The 17,646-nt window shown below is 48.0% G+C and carries 15 protein-coding genes; 3 read left to right on the top strand and 12 right to left on the bottom strand.

Annotated elements, in window-relative coordinates; genetic code table 11:
• The first annotated feature begins 154 nt into the window (after positions 1-154).
• Positions 155-2,521, top strand: a complete 2,367-nt coding sequence (gene pcrA / locus QUA27_RS07165) for a DNA helicase PcrA (protein ID WP_333067182.1) — start codon at positions 155-157, stop codon at positions 2,519-2,521.
• A gap of 151 nt (positions 2,522-2,672) precedes the next feature.
• Here the strand turns inward: pcrA and QUA27_RS07160 are convergent, their stop codons facing one another.
• From QUA27_RS07160 to QUA27_RS07140, 5 genes are all read right to left on the bottom strand, one after another.
• Positions 2,673-4,028 carry an FGGY-family carbohydrate kinase gene (locus QUA27_RS07160; protein WP_333067181.1) on the bottom strand — a complete coding sequence of 452 codons (1,356 nt, stop codon included), beginning with the start codon at positions 4,026-4,028 and terminating at the stop codon, positions 2,673-2,675.
• 21 nt (positions 4,029-4,049) lie between these two features.
• A complete protein-coding gene (locus tag QUA27_RS07155) occupies positions 4,050-5,225 on the bottom strand; it encodes an FAD-dependent oxidoreductase (RefSeq protein WP_333067180.1) in 1,176 nt (391 codons plus the stop codon).
• A gap of 191 nt (positions 5,226-5,416) precedes the next feature.
• Positions 5,417-7,252, bottom strand: a complete 1,836-nt coding sequence (ilvB, locus tag QUA27_RS07150) for a biosynthetic-type acetolactate synthase large subunit (protein WP_333067179.1) — start codon at positions 7,250-7,252, stop codon at positions 5,417-5,419.
• Positions 7,253-7,441: 189 nt separating this feature from the next.
• A complete protein-coding gene (locus tag QUA27_RS07145; protein WP_333067178.1) occupies positions 7,442-7,684 on the bottom strand; it encodes a hypothetical protein in 243 nt (80 codons plus the stop codon).
• The gene (locus QUA27_RS07140; protein ID WP_333067177.1) at positions 7,674-8,972 is read right to left on the bottom strand and encodes an MFS transporter; all 1,299 of its coding nucleotides are present in this window, start codon (positions 8,970-8,972) and stop codon (positions 7,674-7,676) included. Before QUA27_RS07140 ends, QUA27_RS07145 begins: the two co-directional genes overlap by 11 nt.
• 353 nt (positions 8,973-9,325) lie before the next feature.
• Between QUA27_RS07140 and QUA27_RS07135 the strand changes: the two genes are divergently transcribed.
• Complete coding sequence (locus QUA27_RS07135; RefSeq protein WP_006633346.1) at positions 9,326-9,664, top strand: P-II family nitrogen regulator; 339 nt, start codon at positions 9,326-9,328, stop codon at positions 9,662-9,664.
• Between the two features lie 147 nt (positions 9,665-9,811).
• Here the strand turns inward: QUA27_RS07135 and rdgB are convergent, their stop codons facing one another.
• The 7 genes from rdgB to QUA27_RS07100 all read right to left on the bottom strand — a co-directional run bounded on the left by rdgB (position 9,812) and on the right by QUA27_RS07100 (position 17,162).
• A complete protein-coding gene (gene rdgB / locus QUA27_RS07130) occupies positions 9,812-10,399 on the bottom strand; it encodes an RdgB/HAM1 family non-canonical purine NTP pyrophosphatase (protein ID WP_333067176.1) in 588 nt (195 codons plus the stop codon).
• A gap of 214 nt (positions 10,400-10,613) precedes the next feature.
• A complete protein-coding gene (locus QUA27_RS07125) occupies positions 10,614-12,038 on the bottom strand; it encodes a phosphoglucomutase/phosphomannomutase family protein (protein WP_333067175.1) in 1,425 nt (474 codons plus the stop codon).
• Between the two features lie 192 nt (positions 12,039-12,230).
• Complete coding sequence (gene folE / locus QUA27_RS07120) at positions 12,231-12,965, bottom strand: GTP cyclohydrolase I FolE (protein WP_333067174.1); 735 nt, start codon at positions 12,963-12,965, stop codon at positions 12,231-12,233.
• A 110-nt stretch (positions 12,966-13,075) separates the two neighbouring features.
• On the bottom strand, positions 13,076-13,801 hold the full coding sequence (locus QUA27_RS07115) for an SDR family oxidoreductase (protein ID WP_333067173.1): 726 nt from the start codon (positions 13,799-13,801) through the stop codon (positions 13,076-13,078).
• 243 nt (positions 13,802-14,044) lie between these two features.
• Positions 14,045-15,025: an acetyl-CoA carboxylase carboxyl transferase subunit alpha gene (gene accA / locus QUA27_RS07110; RefSeq protein ID WP_333067172.1), complete on the bottom strand. Its 981-nt coding sequence runs from the start codon at positions 15,023-15,025 to the stop codon at positions 14,045-14,047.
• Between the two features lie 255 nt (positions 15,026-15,280).
• On the bottom strand, positions 15,281-16,306 hold the full coding sequence (locus QUA27_RS07105; protein WP_333067171.1) for a long-chain acyl-[acyl-carrier-protein] reductase: 1,026 nt from the start codon (positions 16,304-16,306) through the stop codon (positions 15,281-15,283).
• Between the two features lie 163 nt (positions 16,307-16,469).
• Positions 16,470-17,162, bottom strand: coding sequence for an aldehyde oxygenase (deformylating) (locus QUA27_RS07100; RefSeq protein WP_333035375.1), 693 nt, complete (start codon positions 17,160-17,162; stop codon positions 16,470-16,472).
• A gap of 64 nt (positions 17,163-17,226) precedes the next feature.
• Here QUA27_RS07100 and QUA27_RS07095 point away from each other — a divergent pair, with 64 nt between their 5' ends.
• Positions 17,227-17,424, top strand: coding sequence for a hypothetical protein (locus QUA27_RS07095; protein ID WP_333067170.1), 198 nt, complete (start codon positions 17,227-17,229; stop codon positions 17,422-17,424).
• The last annotated feature ends 222 nt before the right edge of the window (positions 17,425-17,646 follow it).

Below are 17,646 nucleotides of genomic sequence, written 5' to 3'. Positions count from 1 at the left end.
ACAACTCGCTTGGCAAAAAAATATTTAAAGTTTAAAAAATCACCTTTCTAGTTATAATATAGGGTGCGCCTAGCGCACCTTACCTTAAAAAAACTCCCAGTATCGCATACCAAGTATTATTTACCCCTTAAAAAATTAAACTAACTTTCTAGCTATGACTCAAACCACTGATTTCCTCAGCCACCTCAACCCATCTCAGCGCCAAGCAGTCGCCCATTATAACGGACCGCTGTTAGTAGTAGCGGGCGCTGGTTCCGGCAAAACCAGAGCTCTAACTTACCGAGTTGCTAACTTAGTTCGCACCCATCGAGTCGATCCTGAAAATATTCTGGCGGTGACATTTACAAACAAAGCCGCCAGGGAGATGAAAGAAAGAATTGAGAAATTGTTGGCAACTCAGCAAGCTGAAGCGGAATATGGCAAACCTTTGGTAGACTTAGCCCCGGATGTACAAACGAAATTGCGATCGCAAATTTACCAGAGAATTACCAAGCACATTTGGATGGGAACTTTCCACTCTTTGTGCGGCCGCATTCTCCGCTACGATATTGAAAAATACCAAGACGAAAAAGGCCGCAAATGGCAGAAAAATTTTTCAATTTTTGATGAATCAGATGCTCAAGGTCTCGTCAAACAAATCGTCACCAAAACACTGAACCTCGACGACAAGAAATTTGACCCGCGAAAAGTCCGCTATGTCATCAGCAACGCTAAAAATAAAGGTTTGTCGCCTCAAGAATACCAAGCAGCAGAACCGGATTACAGAGGTCGCGTGATTGCCGATGTTTACAGTCGCTACCAAGACGCTTTAGCAGCCAACAATGCCCTAGATTTTGACGATTTAATCCTTGTTCCCGTTAAACTTTTGAGCCAAAACGAGCAAGTATTAAATTACTGGCATAAAAAGTTTTGCCATATTTTAGTTGACGAATACCAAGATACTAACCGCACTCAATACGATTTGATTCGGATGCTGGTGACAAATAACGCCGACCCGAAAAGCTTCGATAAATGGCAAAACCGCTCGATTTTTGTCGTGGGGGATGTCGATCAATCAATTTACAGTTTTCGTATGGCAGATTATACCATCTTGCTGGAATTTCAAGAGGATTTTGGAGATGGTTTGTCCGACGAAAAAACTCGGACAATGGTAAAATTAGAGGAAAATTATCGATCGCGCGAAAACATCCTGCAAGTCGCGAACCACTTGATCGAACACAATACCGAACGCATAGAGAAAATTCTGCGCCCGACTCGCGAACCGGGAGCTCCGATTGTTGTCTGGCGCGCCGACAACGAATTAGAGGAAGCGGAATTTGTAGCGGGTCAAATTCATTCCTTGAAGCGCCAAAGCTCCGAATACGAAAACGGCAGTAACTTTGCGATTCTCTACCGCACAAACGCTCAATCTCGCTCCTTTGAAGAAGCGTTAATGCGTTTAGACATTCCTTACAATATTGTCGGCGGGCTGAAGTTTTACGATCGCAAAGAAATCAAAGATATCCTAGCATACCTGCGGGCGCTTGCCAATCCCGACGATAGCGTCAGCCTCAAACGCATCATCAATACTCCCCGCCGCGGCATTGGCGATACCACATTTTCCAAAATCGAAGACGCTGCGACTCAATTGGGCATTCCGTTGTGGGAAATCCTCAGCGATGAATCTTCTGTAAATACTCTAGCAGGGCGATCGGCAAAAGCTATTATTAAGTTTGCCGAAATGATTGGTCGTTGGCAATCGCAAGTTGAAACCCTGCCGGCTTCGCAAATTGTCCAAGGAATTATCCAAGATTCAGGCTACATTGAAGATTTGAAAAATCAAGGAACCGACGAAGCCACAAACCGCATAGAAAACGTCATAGAATTGTACAATGCAGTGCTACAATTTGAAGAACAAAACGAAGAACCGACCCTGACATCATTTTTAGCAAAAGCATCTTTAGCATCCGATTTAGATGACTTGCAGGAAGAAGATTCCCGCATATCGCTGATGACGCTGCACTCAGCAAAAGGGTTAGAATTTCCCGTAGTATTTCTAGTCGGAATGGAACAGGGTTTATTTCCCAATTTCCGCAGTTTGGACGACCCGAAAGCGATCGAAGAAGAACGCCGTTTGTGCTACGTCGGCATCACTCGCGCCCAGGAATTGCTATTTCTCACCCATACTCGCGAACGCCGCCTCTGGGGAGGCTTCCGGGAACACTGCACCCCTTCGCTATTCTTAGGGGAATTGCCCACACATTTGCTGGCTGGAAGTGCCAAAAAAACTAAAGCGGGGAAAACGGCTGCCTCGAAAGGAAAAACTAATAATTCAGCCGCTAATTCCGGCAGTTCTCAACCGGGAAACAATGGACAATCGGCGGATTGGAAAACGGGTGATCGGGTTTTTCATCATGCTTTTGGAGTTGGAGAAATTACCCACGTCTTGGGAGAAGGCGAGAAAACTAATCTGGCAATTAAGTTTTCGGGTTTGGGCAGAAAAATTATCGACCCGAGAACCGCTAAGTTGCAGCGAGTGTAAGTAAAAACATCAGATTTTGCCGCGGTTGAAACCGCCTCAATAAACAACATTACCTCCCTTCGTCAACTATATAGCAAAGCATCTGCGTTAATCAGCGTTAATCTGTATAAATCTGCGGTTTCCCAATCCATCCAAGATTTATGCAACAACTCTAATCAGTCACACCTCGCATTGCTAATAAAGCCGTCCCATAAGCAGCCGCAGTATGACTCGGCGTTTCAACAGGAACTTTTAAATAACGCTTTCTAATCGCACTCCAAACCGAATTTTTGGCCCCGCCGCCAGCAGTATAAACTTTGGTCAAAGGAGTTGCACCCAATTCTTGCAATAATTGATATCCCCGCGCTTCAATCCGCGCTATGCTTTCTAGCAAACCGTGCAGAAATTCCACTGAATCAGTTGGACGCGGTTCGAGTCGCGGCGGCAAATTCGGGTCGTTAATCGGAAAGCGATCGCCCTTTTTCAACAATGGGTAATAATCCAGCAAACTCTCTTGTTCTGGATCGATTTGTGTGCTATAATTATGTAACTCAACATCAGTAAAAAAATGCCGCAGCACCGCACCTCCGGTATTAGAAGCGCCTCCAACTAACCACAAATCGCCTAATTTATGACTGTAAATCCCGTATCTAGAATCATCTACGCGGGTATGACTTAACAGTTTGACTGCTAGTGTAGAACCGATAGAAGTTACTGCTTCCCCTGGTAAATTAACACCGCTTGCTAAAAATGCGGCAATGCTATCGGTTGTGCCAGCACAAACCATACAATCGCGGGGAAAACCGAAGCGATCGCCCACTTGAGATCTCACTTCCCCCACAGGCGTGCCCGGTTGGACAACTTGCGGCAATTCAGGAGTTGCAGCGCCCGCAATTCCCTCTATCAGCCAATTCGGATAGCACAAAGTATCAACATCAAAACCGAGTTTCAAAGCATTGTGATAGTCGCTAATTCCCAATTTTCCGTGCAGCAGAAATGCCAGCCAGTCAGATTGATGCAGGAAATAAAGCTTCTCAACAACAGGCAAGATGCCTGTTCCACAAAGACTGACAGGCAAGATGCCTGTTCCACAAAGACTGAATTGTGTTGTGGGGAGTAGGGGTTGGGCTTCTAGCCCGCCCTCCTGCCACCACAGGAGTTTTGCCAGACTGGATGTAGCGCTTAATACTGTGTGGTTGGCAGGCGCGATCGCCCGCAACCTGTCTGTCACCGCTGCACCGCGCGCATCATTGTATAAAATGGGTTCGCATACTGGTATACCGTCGCTATTGCACAGCATGACAGTGGAGGATGTGCCGTCAAGGGCGATCGCCTTTACCTGATTGCGGATTGTTGGGGGAATTTGCTCGATCGTATCCCACAGCGCATTTTGCCACACTGAGGGCAATTCCGGCTGTTGCGCGCGGGCAAAAGTATGTTCTGTCTCGCAATGGATTGTACCCTGGGAGTCGATGACAGTCGATCGGGCGCCAGTCGTGCCGAAATCTATTCCCAAATAAAGATTCATTTGTTACTCCGGCGAATTTTTCTATAGAGAAGTCTCCTTGTGTCTGCGAGCAGCTAAAGCTAATTCAAAGCCTGCCTTGAGTTGGTCAGCTACGTCCGGGGCATGGGATGCTTCTCCTCCTTGCCTTGCTTTGAGTAGTAACGGTGTGGCGATCGCCATCCGTTCCTCTTCATAGTCCGTAAGAGCTTTAGCAACAGAAGGAGTATCCTGCAAGTTCAGCCCGCTGAGTTTTTTGGTTAAAGCAACAGCATCCTCAAAGCCCATAGTAGTCCCTAATCCTAAGGACGGTCGCATCGGGTGAGCGGCATCCCCTAATAAGGTGATTCTCTCTCTATCGCCCCATTGGGATACTGGTTCCCGATCGAACACGCCAGTTTCCACAATGGTGGTAGGGTCAGTTGCTCGAATTACCCTTTCAACAAAGGGAGTCCATTGGTCAAAAACTTCGAGCACCATAGCTAAAACATCGGTACTCTTCTGTGAAGTCGGATGGAGTGCAGTCCCTGTCCAAGCCAGTGCCTCGGTTCCTGCATCCATAATCCAAAAATTTTTCTGGTCTCCCACCACCAGTTGAAAACCAGCCCCTTCTGCAAAGGGTTCAACCAGGGGGGCTAGGATTTGACGGGGCAAGATTCCTCGCCAAGTCATGGTTCCAGTGTACAGAGGCGCACCATCTCCCACGGTAAGAGCGCGAACCCCGGAGTGATACCCATCGGCACCAATTAACAGTCGTGCGCCAACATCGGGCTGATTCTCAAAGTGCAAACGTAAGGGAACCTGGGACGGATCGGCTACCTTAGTGAAGTTGACAAACTTATGGTTGAGGTGAAGGGATACGGTAGGTGGCAGTGTGTTGTACAAGGAGTTTTGTAGGTTATACCACGCTAGCCAAGTGAAGGGAGTACCCGCCAAGGGCGATTCATCAGAAAACAGAACCTCGCCATTTGGTCTCATCAGCAGTTGTCGCTGTGGGTTGGCACCCAAGGCACGAACTTGGGTAGCGAGATCGGCATTGATGAGAGCCAATGCTTTATACCCCGCTTCTGCCAACCCTAGGGCAGCGCCGATGGGACGTAAAGCTCTAGCTCGTTCAAACACAGCTACCGAAAAACCTAAATTGGCTAGCCCGTGGGCTGCACATAGTCCGCCTGGTCCTGCACCAATAATGGCGATATCGAAAGTTGGGGTTTCAGCCATGAATTGTGTTGACAGATTTCGGACTTGTGTGTAGAGCGTAGCCTTAAGAAGGGGGGGACAGGAGTCTTCTCTGGCGTCCCCCTTGTTAAGGATGCCAGAGGGATTGGGACTCGGCGATCGACCAGAGATACAATTGTTTTCAGGCGATGGTTGACACCTATGGACTGACCCCGTGTCCCTAGTTTCAGCCCTTAAACTTTTGTCCCGCACTCAGGACAAAAGTTATTGGTAGAAACATTCTTAGCGCCGCAACTCGGACAATAAACCAACTCCGCAGATTGCAACTTGCTACGATCGGGCAAACCAACCATTTGAGCGTTGCTCTTACCTGGAACTACCATCGGATAGCAGTTTTCGTCCCTCGTCACCTTGACGTTCATCAGCACGGGGCCGTCGTGAGCGAGCATTTGAGCGATCGCATCTTTGAGTTCCTCCGGCTGTGAAACCAGCATCCCCTTCACGCCATAAGCTTCAGCCAGCTTCACAAAATCCGGCATCCCCACAGTCATGTTCGACGAGGAATAACGCTCCCCGTAGAACGCCTGCTGCCACTGCCGCACCATGCCTTGCCAGCCGTTATTTACAATTACAATCTTGACATTAATGCCGTATTGTGCTAGTGTTCCCAGCTCTTGAATATTCATTTGCACGCTAGCATCGCCAGCAATACAAATCACTTGCTCATTGGGTAGCGCCATTTTCGCGCCCATAGCAGCCGGCACCCCGTAACCCATCGTGCCCAAACCAGCGCTCGAAATCCAGCGGCGCGGCCCGTTGTTCAAAAATTGAGCCGACCACATTTGATGTTGACCGACATCTGTTGTGTAGTAAGCATCCGGCGCTTGAGTCGCTAACTCCGAAATCACCTCTTGCGGAGACAAAATGTCTGGGTAATGAGGCACAACTAACGGATAGTCCTGTTTCCACTGATCGATCCTGTGCAGCCATTCTGCAGTCTGTCCGGCCTTCCCGGAAACTCCAGTCTCCCGACAGCGGCGCAGCAAATCGATCAAAACTTGGCGGACATCTCCGACAATCGGCACGTCAGGGCCGCGAGTTTTGCCCACTTCGGCCGGGTCGATATCGATGTGAATCACCTTAGCCCGCGCGGCAAACTCGTCTAATTTGCCCGTCACGCGATCGTCAAACCTCGCCCCTACAGCAATCAGCAAATCGCACTCGGTAACGGCAAAATTAGCGTAAGCAGTGCCGTGCATCCCCAGCATTTTCACCGACAAAGGATGGTTTTCGTCAAAGGAACCTTTGCCCATCAGCGTTGTCGTGACCGGCAATTGGAAAAGTTCGGCCAGTTCCTTAATTTCTTCGTGGGCCCCCGCCGCGATCGCCCCGCCGCCCACATAAAGCAAAGGACGCTTTGCTTCCTTCAGCAAATGGATTGCTTGATTAATCTGGCGTGGATTGCCCTTCACCGTGGGCCGGTAGCCCGGAATTCTCACTGCTCCGGGTTCCACGGGCAAATAGTCAAATTCTTCTAAACCCACATCCTTGGGTACATCAACCAACACAGGCCCCGGCCGCCCTGTACTCGCGATGTGGAAAGCTTGTGCCACAATTCGCGCCATATCTCTGGGGTCGCGCACTACATAGGAATGCTTGACAATTGGCAGGGTAATCCCGTAAATATCTGTTTCCTGAAACGCATCAGTGCCGATCGCCGGACGGGGCACCTGACCGGTAATAATTACCATCGGGATCGAATCCATGTGGGCTGTCGCAATCCCCGTTACCAAATTAGTTGCGCCGGGGCCCGAAGTAGCAAAACAAACCCCAACTTGTCCGGTAGCGCGGGCGTACCCGTCGGCCGCGTGAGCAGCACCTTGCTCGTGGCGCACCAGAATATGTTTGATAACGCCGGTTTCTTCAGCGCGGTAGAGTTCGTCGTAAAGCGGCAGAATTGCGCCGCCGGGATAACCAAAAATATGCTTGACGCCGTGGCGGATCAAGCTGTCAATCAGAGCAAATCCACCAGTTGCACGTCTGATGGTCACTTTAGTTTTTAGTTGCACAGAATTTCCTTCCTTAAACTAATTATGATTTTTAATGAAAGCTTTTATACTACTTTAATCTCAATTAATGAAACTATGAAAATTTAAGTGGTGAGATTTTACAAAAGATTTCGCGATCGGACTGGGTTTGCCTGATCGAGACATTGTGGAACAGCAGAGCAAGAAAAGAAACAGAGGAAATAGCGGCCTCTATGTCGGTTTACCGCGATATGACGCTTGTATAGCATTCGTAATGCGGCATTCGACCACAAAAACAATCGTTTCAGCAATTAAGAACGTCCTCACTATCAGGGGGATTGGTATGTTAGAGATCGATCGCGAAAATAAAGCCCTCTTCCCTCTTCCTTCTCCCTTCTTGACCTCCGTTACATCCGTTACATCCCGTACATTGCTCGTTGCCGAACTTCCTTCTTGCCAAAGTTCAGAGAACATCCTGCAAAACTTTGCGGGTATGTCGCCAAGCTGCCATGCCCATCACCGATACCAAAAAGCCCAAACTCAGTAACACGATCCGCAAGCCGAGGTCATCCGATCGGACGGCTTTGCTGACAGCATCAGTCAGCGGGCCGGTAATCGCTAAAGGCAGGCTCAGAGCAATATTAATCGCATTGTTTTCCAATCCAAAGACTTTGCCCCGCATAGATTCTGGAGTTTTTTCTTGAATCAGAGCCTGCATCGGTCCGTTAATTAACGAAGCACCAAAACCGAACAGAGCACTCAATCCGAATCCCACCCACAACTGTCGGGTAAAGGCAAACATTGCTAATACAAAACCCATCATCAAGAAACCGATTAAAGGTAGAGGTTTGTGGTGGAAGCGACCGCCCCAGTGTCCCAAAAAGGCTGCGCCGAAGACCATTCCGACTCCCGCCGCAGCCAGCAAAAAGCCAAATTGAGTTTCTTTGAGACCTATTTTGCCTGAAAGCGCGATCGCCAGCACCTGAAGCGCCGCAAACACGGAATACAAAATTGTCAACTGCACCATCGCGTTGCTGACAAGGTGATTGTGTTTCAAATACCGCAAACCTTCTTTGAGATCTTGCCAAGGATGGACGTTTTTGCCACTGCTGCCGGCATGACTTTCTTTGATCCGCATGGCATAGATCAAACCTGCCGATATCAGGTACAACCCGCCCAGCAAAAACTCTTGAGAAGCTGCTCCGAAGCTGTGTTTGACCCAACTAAACAGCGGTTCGCCGATCGTCATCCCGACAATAATCCCGCCCATTGTGGACGAGGCGAACAGCGCATTTGCCGACATCAGTCCCTCTCGCCCCACGGCCAGAGGGATTGCCGCCTGCTCTGCCGGAGCAAAAAATTGCGTTACGGTAGAGATCAAAAACGTCATCGTCAGCAAAACCACAAAAGCTTTGGGCAAAAACGGCAAAGCTACAATCAACCCGGCTCGAATCACGTTGCAGGCGATCAGCATTTGCTTTTTGGAAAAGCGGTCTACCACGATCCCCGCTACGGAACCAAAGACGATCGCGGGCACGGTGTAGGCGATCATCACCGCTGACAGCATAGAATTTTCCGAATGTTGCCAAGAAACAGGCCAGGGTCGGTAGTCGCCGGTTTTCAGCAGAATAATCAGCAATACGTAAAAAATTTTATCCGCCACTTGGGCCAATAACTGGCCCGTCCACAAGGCTAGGAAGGGGCGATTTCTCAGTAGGGCATCAAGCCCGCTGCGGTCAGGGGGAGGGCTGGCTGGGTGCATAAGAATAGTTTAACTGACCGCCTCTGGCAATTATAGTTTTCAGCAATACGTGCAAATCTCACATAGCAAAGCGGAAACTCGGAAAACTCCTGTCTCCTGGGTTCTTTTTCTGTTTTAGCAGATCGGCGGGGGACGGCTGCTGCAGTCTTCTTAACTGTACCGCGATCGACCGGAGGCGAGAACGCGCGCGCCCGGAAAATCCGAGAAGATTGTTAAAGGTTGGCGTGCATTTCATCGCGAGTACAAGATAGGGTAATATACTTGACAAAATACTTGCTGTTGGCAGTGATATTAAAAGATGTCACGCCGATTAAGTAATATAACGAAGGTACTAACTGTTAGGAGTGAAAAACTTGAAAAAGGTTGAAGCTATTATTCGCCCCTTTAAACTAGACGAAGTGAAAATCGCACTCGTCAATGCTGGTATTGTGGGGATGACTGTTTCTGAAGTTAGAGGTTTTGGCCGTCAGAAGGGCATGACAGAACGCTATCGCGGTTCTGAGTATACCGTTGAGTTCTTGCAAAAGCTCAAGGTCGAGATTGTTGTGGAAAACGATCAGGTTGACATGGTGGTTGATAAAATTATCGCGGCTTCCCGCACGGGCGAGATTGGCGACGGCAAGATTTTCATCTCTCCTGTAGAACAAATTATTCGGATTCGGACTGGGGAAAAGAACTTGGAGGCAATCTAAGATACTGGGGCATTGGGCATTGGGCATTGGTAATTGGGCATTGGTAACTGGTCATTGCTAAGGAAAAACCTCTTTCCTGTTTAGTTCTGATACCTAACTCTCAATATCCAATGCCACAGTTACCCCCTGTTTTGGCTTTTTTCCTCATTATGAGTTGACAAGGTTCGCCATTTGTGGTATGAGAGCATGGAAGGCTCGGCCGCGGTGAGAGTGCGATCGCTTGATATCGGGTGTCATTTCTGCAAAAGTTTGTTGCTGTGCGGGTACGTAGAAAATGGGGTCATATCCGAAACCTCCCGTACCGCGAGGGGTGTGGAGGATTTCGCCCCGGCAAATTCCTTCTACTTGCAAGGCAATTGTACCGTCGGGACGAGCGATCGCGATCGCGCAAACAAATTGTGCTTCCCGGTTTTGTTCGCTACCCAATTCTTTGAGAAGTCGAGATATCCTGTCAGCATCGGTTTTGCCGTAGCGCGCGGAGTAAATCCCAGGTTTGCCGTCGAGTGCGTCTACCATTAAACCAGAATCATCGGCGATCGACCATTTGCCCGTTGCTTTTGCCACTTCAGACGCCTTCAAACAAGCATTAGCAATAAAGGTTTCGCCTGTTTCCTCGATATCCAACTCTTCCGGTTTTAGTTCCAATTCCCATCCCAAATCCTCCAGGTAAACTTGCATTTCCTTGAGTTTACCCGGATTCCCCGTAGCTACAACTAGCAATTTGCGATCGGTCATTATTTCAATTAAAACTTACGGCTTGATATTAACAAAAAAAACGTCGCACGATCCCAAATAAGTTATATTTTTTCTGGTTGGTTGGGAGTCGGTTACTTGTAGGCTGGGAAATAATGGGATTTTTTGACCGCAGATATTGGCGGATGAACACGGATTAACGCGGATAGTATTTGAGATATTTTTATCTGCGTTTATCTGCGGTTGAAAACTCTGATTAATTATGCGCCCACTTTTTCGCCCAGTTTAAGTTTTGCATAACTTCTTTCAATGTCGCTGCTTCTGAATACAGCCGCAACACTGGTTCGGTTCCGCTAAACCGAATTAACAGCCAGCTTCCGTCAGCCAAACGGAATTTATATCCGTCAACTTTGTTGCAATCTACAACTGCTTTGCCGGCGATTTCTGTTAAGGGTTGATTTTGCAGCAGCGACAGCAAACGCGACCTTTCTTCCATGTTTGCTAAGTGCAAGTCTATTCTGTCATAAGCTGAAGAAAAGCTTGTTTCTTGTTGCAGCCGGGTGTAAATTTCGCTTAAGTCTTCCCCGGATTTGACAACTGCTTCTAACAAGTACAGCGCTGACAGCAAAGCATCTCGTTCGGGAATGTGCGTACCGTAGCCAATGCCACCCGATTCTTCGCCGCCGACTAAGACTTGGGTGGTTAACATTCGATCGGCTATATACTTGTAACCGATCGGCGTTTCAAATAAAGGCAAGTCGTACAGCTTGGAAATTTTGGGAATTATGTCTGAACCGCTGACTGTTTTGATGACTTCCCCGGTCAAGCCGCGCCGTTTTGCTAAATGTTCGATTAATATGGGAACTAAGATTTGTGAACTCAGAAAGTTGCCGCTAGAGTCAACGGCTGCAATTCGATCGCTATCTCCGTCAAATACAAATCCGATTGACAAACCAGAACTTTTTCGCTGGTGAGTACGCATTACCCGAAATAACTGCGACAGGTAGCGCGGCAAAGGTTCCGGTGCACCGCCGCCAAACAGCGGATCTCGATCGCTGTTGACTTCATGTACTGTTTCTTCTAAAATTTGAGCTAATCCTCCGGCGGCGGCACCGTGCATTACATCTACAAATACTGTAATTTTACCGCTGGCGATCGCTTCTTTAATCGCCTCAATATCTACCATTTCCCGCAAGGTTTTGCAGTAAGCTGGCCAAGGATTGAAATTCTTCAATTTGCCGGGAGTTGCTGAAAGTGCCGCCGGATTGTCGAGTTTTGCTTCTATCTGTTGAGTAACTTCGGGCGAAACTGACCCACCAAATCCGCCCTTGACTTTTAACCCTAAATATGGACCGGGATTGTGGCTGGCTGTCAGCACGATCGCACCCAAAGCATTTAATTGTTTGGCAGCTAAACTGAAAGCTGGAGTAGGGGCGTAGGATTCGCTCAGCAGCACGTCAAATCCTGCGTTTTGGATGGCAACAGCCGCTGTTTTGGCAAATTCTTCAGCCAGAAATCGGCGGTCGTGACCGACAATTACGGTACCGCTGCTGCCATCGCTGCTGCCGGTTTGTGCGAGAACTTGTGCCGCTAAGGGAGCGACTAACGCTACGCGATCGAATGTAAAATCGTCAGCAATGATGCCGCGCCAGCCATCTGTACCGAATTTAATGGGATTCATTTAGTCACAAGTCATGAGTCACCAGTCTATTTTATGGGTTTATTAGTCGATCGTCATCTGATTTTAGATTTGAGATTTTAGATGATGGAATTGCGACTGCGGATGAATCAGGGGGCTAGTGACCAAATTAGTTGATTGCTAGCCACCAGCCAAAAAGTGATTGGCTGATGACTAATGACTAATGACTAATGATTAAAAGAATGCTGGTTGGTGGCGGATCAAATTCAGGAATTCTTCACGAGTTTTCTGTTCTTCTTGGAACACGCCCAACATTGCACTCGTAACCGTCCAAGCACCGGGTTTTTGCACACCCCGCATCGTCATGCACATATGGCTGGCTTCCATTACCACAGCTACTCCCTTCGGTTCCAATATTGTCTGAACTGCTTCGGCAATTTGGCGCGTCAAACGTTCTTGCACCTGCAACCGGCGGCTGTACATCTCGGAAATTCGGGCTAATTTGCTCAATCCCACTACTTTTTGGTTAGGAATGTAAGCAATGTGAACTCGGCCCATAAACGGCAGCATATGGTGTTCGCACATACTGAATACGCTGATGTCTCGCACCAGTACCATTTCGTTGTGGCCTTCGTCAAAGATAGCGCCGTTGAGGAGTTCTTCGAGGGATTGACTGTAACCGCTGGTGAGAAACCGCATTGCTTCTGCTACCCGTTTTGGGGTTTTGAGCAATCCTTCACGTTCGGGGTCTTCTCCTACTCCCAGCAGCATTGTACGAACGGCCTCCATCATTTCTTCCATGCCTACTTCTGAAGGTTTGGGCACGCTGGATTCTTGACCGTTCGAGGAATTGCGATCTGGTCGAGTTGGGATGCGCGGGGTGTTGTTGTCTGCGGTTTGTAACAGTTTCATGCTGTCAGTCGAGATTGAGTTCGAGCCATTGGAATCGGCGGAAGATGCAATTGTCATAACAATTTGGTGTGAGGGTGAATCGATTTTCGATTTTCTATGGGGGGATATAGCTAGAGATTCAAAGATTGTTGAATTCGAGAAAAATCCAGCAGTCTGAAATCTCAAGTTCACAAAACTCCTGCGTTGGACATGAGCGTGATTTCTTCAATTACTGCACTTGCTGGCAACTGAACTGCGTGCAGAATTGATTGGGCGACTATTTCTGGGGTTAACATGGCGGTGCGATCGAAGTCGGCGTGCACGGTGTCTGTGTCCCACATGGGAGTATTGACAGAACCCGGACAGATTGCTGTTACGCGAATTCCGTGAGCGCGTTCTTCGGCGGCTAAGGTTTTAGACAAAGCCATGAGACCGAATTTACTGACGCAGTAGGCTCCCCAGTTGGGGAAGGTTTGGCTCCCAGCGATCGAGGAAACGTTGATGATGATTCCCGATCTGCGATCGCGCATGGAGGGCAAAACTCCTAAAATGCACTGCCAAACGCTAGTCAGATTGAGGTCTAGAACGCTCTGCCACTCGGCTAGGGGCGTTTCCGTCAAAGAGCCGGTGTAGCCCATGCCAGCGCTGTTGACCAGGATATCTACGGAACCCAATTGAGATGCGATCGCGCTGATGCTGCTTTGCACGTGCTCAATTTTTGCCAAGTCTAAGGGATAAGTTTGTGCTTTCACTCCGACTTCTCGGGCTGCTGCGGCAACGGCTTCTAAGTTTTCCGACTCTCGGCTAACTAATGCCAGATTTATGCCCTCGGCGGCGAACGCTAGAGCCGTCGCTTTGCCAATACCGCTGCTGGCTCCGGTTATCAGAGCCTGCTTTGTTGTTGGATGGTTCATTCAGTGTCCTAATACTTTCGCTCGGCAACCCCCTACAGCGTTGCAGCCTTCTGAGGCAAATTAGACAACTGTCTGCTGCGGGTGATAACAGTTAATTATGAGATGAACATTAAGAACTGTTAAGCCGTGTCACCTGAGAAATTATAACACTGCTGATAGAGCAGCAGAATAGTGAGTTATCAGTTATGAGTTGGAAGTTAAGAGATTGTTCACTACATAACTGATAACTCTGAATCGATCGGCTCAAGCAGGAATTTCAGTGAATACACCGATATGGCGAAACTTTTGATACCGAAGCTCGCGTCGCTGCTGAGCCGTAAGCTGTGTGAGTTCTGCTAAGTTTTCTAACAAAGCTTGTTTGAGTATGGACGCAGCTTTGAGGGGATTCGAGTGAGCGCCACCGATCGGCTCTGGTACTATTTGATCGAGAATGCCGAGGTTTTTCAAATCCCAGGAAGTGATTTTCAGGGCTTCTGCAGCCAAGTTAGCTTTACCAGAGTCTTTCCAGAGAATGGCTGCACAAGCTTCGGGGGTGGCGACGGTGTAGACGGAATGTTCCAGCATCAACAGCCGCTCGCCGACACCGATACCCAAGGCGCCACCGGAACCGCCTTCGCCGATGACGGTGCAAATAATGGGAACGTCGAGGCGGAACATTTCTCGGAGGTTACAGGCGATCGCCTCTCCCTGTCCTAGCTGTTCTGCTTCTAAGCCCGCCCAAGCCCCGGGAGTGTCGATAAAGGTGAAAATCGGCATTCCGAAGCGATCGGCGTGTTCCATCAACCGCAGGGCTTTGCGGTAGCCGCCGGGAGCAGCCATGCCAAAGTTGCGGGCGATATTGTCTTTAGTGTCGCGCCCTTTTTGATGGCCGATAATGACTGTGGGACGCCCATCTATGCGGGCAATTCCACCGACGAGGGCCGGGTCGTCTCCGCCGCGCCGATCGCCGTGAAGCTCGATCCACTCGTCGCTAATTGCCTGAATGTAATCGAGCGTGCTGGGGCGACGCGGGTGACGGGCGAGTTGCAGCCGCTGCATGGGGGACAAGCTGCTGAAAATTTCTTGTCGCAGTTGGGCCGAGCGAGCTTCGAGTTTGCGAATTTCGTCGGTGACATCGACGCTGTTTTCTTCGGCGAGTTCGCGAATCTGGTGAATTCGGGTTTCGAGTTCTGCCAGAGGCTTTTCAAAATCTAAGAGTAAGGGTTTACGGTCTGGGTTTGGCACGCGGATAATTTCTATAAGGTTTTAAGGTTTGGTCGATCGACTATTTTCCGATCCTACCCTGTCTGGGGATAGTAAAAAAGACGGAAAAATTGCCAACTTTGAGTTTTAAATTTTGTATGATATCAAATTTGGTCACATCATAAATTATCATATAGCGCGATCCGCAAGCTCGCGCTGCACTCCGAAAAATATTATTCCGATTCCAACGAAAGAGTCAACAGTTAAATTTGAAAATTTAACTGTTGACTCTTAACATCAAACTGACATTAATAAAGGTCGGAAACCGTGTTTGACAGAAATAAGACCGATTTGCTCCATCTTCTCCACAGTAATTTGATTCCGTCCCCAAGAAAAATTGGTATACAATTTTTCAAATTCCAGCAGCATTGATTCCGCAAAACACGCAAACAACTGTCGGCCCGGTACATCCATATTGACAATCTTCATAATTTTCCACTCAATATCGAGGGAATGCTCTACAATGCCACCATTGAGTACGTAAATTCCGGGATGCTGAACCTGAGTTGCCAAATTTTTCGGATAGCCACCGTCAATCAATAAACAGGGTTGCTTCAATGTTTGAGGGTCAATTTCTACTCCCTTTGGCATACTGGCTACCCACACTACAATATCCGCTTGGGGTAGGGCTTCTTCCAAATCCATGATTTTGCCTCGCCCCAATTCCGATTGCAAATCTTGCAATCGTTCTTTGTCGCGGGCAATCAGCAACAATTCTGCTACATTTGTTTTAACATTCAGCCAGCGACAGACAGCACTACCAATGTCGCCAGTAGCACCGCAAACGGCTACAGTGGCTTTTGAAAGTTCAATCCCCAATTTTGGGGCTGCTTCTTCTACTTGGCGGCAGAGGATGTATGCCGTGTGAGTGTTACCAGTGGTGAAGCGCTCGAACTCCAACTTGATATTGCGAATTTGCTTAATTTGCTGCAAGTTGAAATTCTCAAAAATGATTGAAGAAAAGCCGCCTAAAGCAGTGATGTTAATCCCGTTTTTTTGAGCGTGTGCCATCGCATTAATGATTTTGCGAGTGGCTGCTTTAATCCGGCGAGTGGCTAGCATTTCTGGCAGAAAACAGGACTCCACATAGCGGCCTTCTATTTTTTGTCCAGTGATGCTTGTTACCGTGATATGATCAACTATTTGGGGCGGTGCGCTGCACCAAAAATCGAGACCTTGATCGGCATATTCTGGATAGCCCAGCTCGTTAGCTACTGATTGGGCGTGTTCTAAGCTGGTTAAGTGACCGATTAGACCAAACATTAAGTTGTCAAATGAAGGAAGATTGAAAATGGAAGATGGAAGATGAAAGATGGAAGATGGAAGATGGAAGATGGGAAGATTAAAAATTTATATTTTAAAATGAGTTATCCCCTTTTTAATTTTTAATTTTTAATTTTTTTCCCATTCCTTATTTCCCCATTAACTAGGCTGCGAGGCCTTGCGCTGACATCCGCATAATATCGCGGTTGTTAAAGCCTATGTTGCCTAGGGCTTCGCCGTAGGCAATCATAAAGTCTTCGATTAAAGCGTCTTTTTCCATTCCCAAAACGCGGGCATCGTCTGCGACAGAGTTTAGCAGTCTCCAGATGATGGGCAGGTTTTGGCGGTTGGCAGCTTCGAGTTCGGCTTTGGATTCCTCAAAGTGAGCTTGCAGCCAGACTTCCCCAAAGTTGAGGTGGGTGTATTCTTCTTTGACGACGCCTTCGGTGATTTTGCGAGCAAAGTCATCGGCGACGGGGATGTAGATGTTGTAAGCTGCGATCGCAAAACACTCGATAATTAGCGATTGAATCAACAAGCAAGTTACAATCTGACCTTGGGCCGCTGCCGTTTGGAAGTTTTTGTGCAGTTCCGAAAAGAACTCTTTGGCAAATGCCATGTCCGGCGTGACTTTAAGATTCCGGCCACAAGCTTGGAAGCCTTTCATGTGGCGGTTCTCCATCTTGGACAAGCCAACTAACTCTGCTTTTTTGTCCGCCAACAGTTCGGCCAGTGTCAGGTAATTGTCGTGAGCTTCTTGTTCGCCTTCTATCACAATGGCGTTGATGCGGCTGTAAGCATCTTTGTAAGTTTCGGTTTGAAAGTCAATTGTTGGGCTGGCCTCAAGCTGGGGCATAGATATGTAGTCTCCTCATATAAGCTTGTGGGATGTTTGGAAACCCCTTTAAAATTGGGGGTCAGTGACAGTACACTTTACCTATTTTGAACGCACCCCATCTAAATCACAGATTATAGCTGAGGATTCTTTCGACAAAGAACTTTTCTTTGACGTTCCGGGAAAAACTGGCGTCCTCAGCGTGTTTGCCGGACTTTTGCCGTCGAACACTCCAGAAAGACTATCGCTAGAATGCTATCTATTTACTAATTACTTGAATTAGTCGTTAGTCGATCTTTTGCCCGGAAATAGATGATAGAAATACGGTCTATGTCTCCACCTTGAAGGGTTTTACAGTACCAACTCTATCTCTAACATTATATCCTAATCACAACTTCCTCCCTAGGTACTCCTTCTTTCCCTCTAGGACATATTATGTTGTTGTATGGGAAGCCTCTGGGATGCGATCGGGTGGGATAACGTCACAGGCTTATTATTTTAGGTT

The sequence above is a fragment of the Microcoleus harperi Pol14_C6 genome (assembly GCF_036701295.1).
Taxonomy (GTDB): Bacteria; Cyanobacteriota; Cyanobacteriia; order Cyanobacteriales; family Microcoleaceae; genus Microcoleus.
Note: the sequence above shows the minus strand (reverse complement) of the source record. Positions and strands in the feature narration are given on the sequence as shown.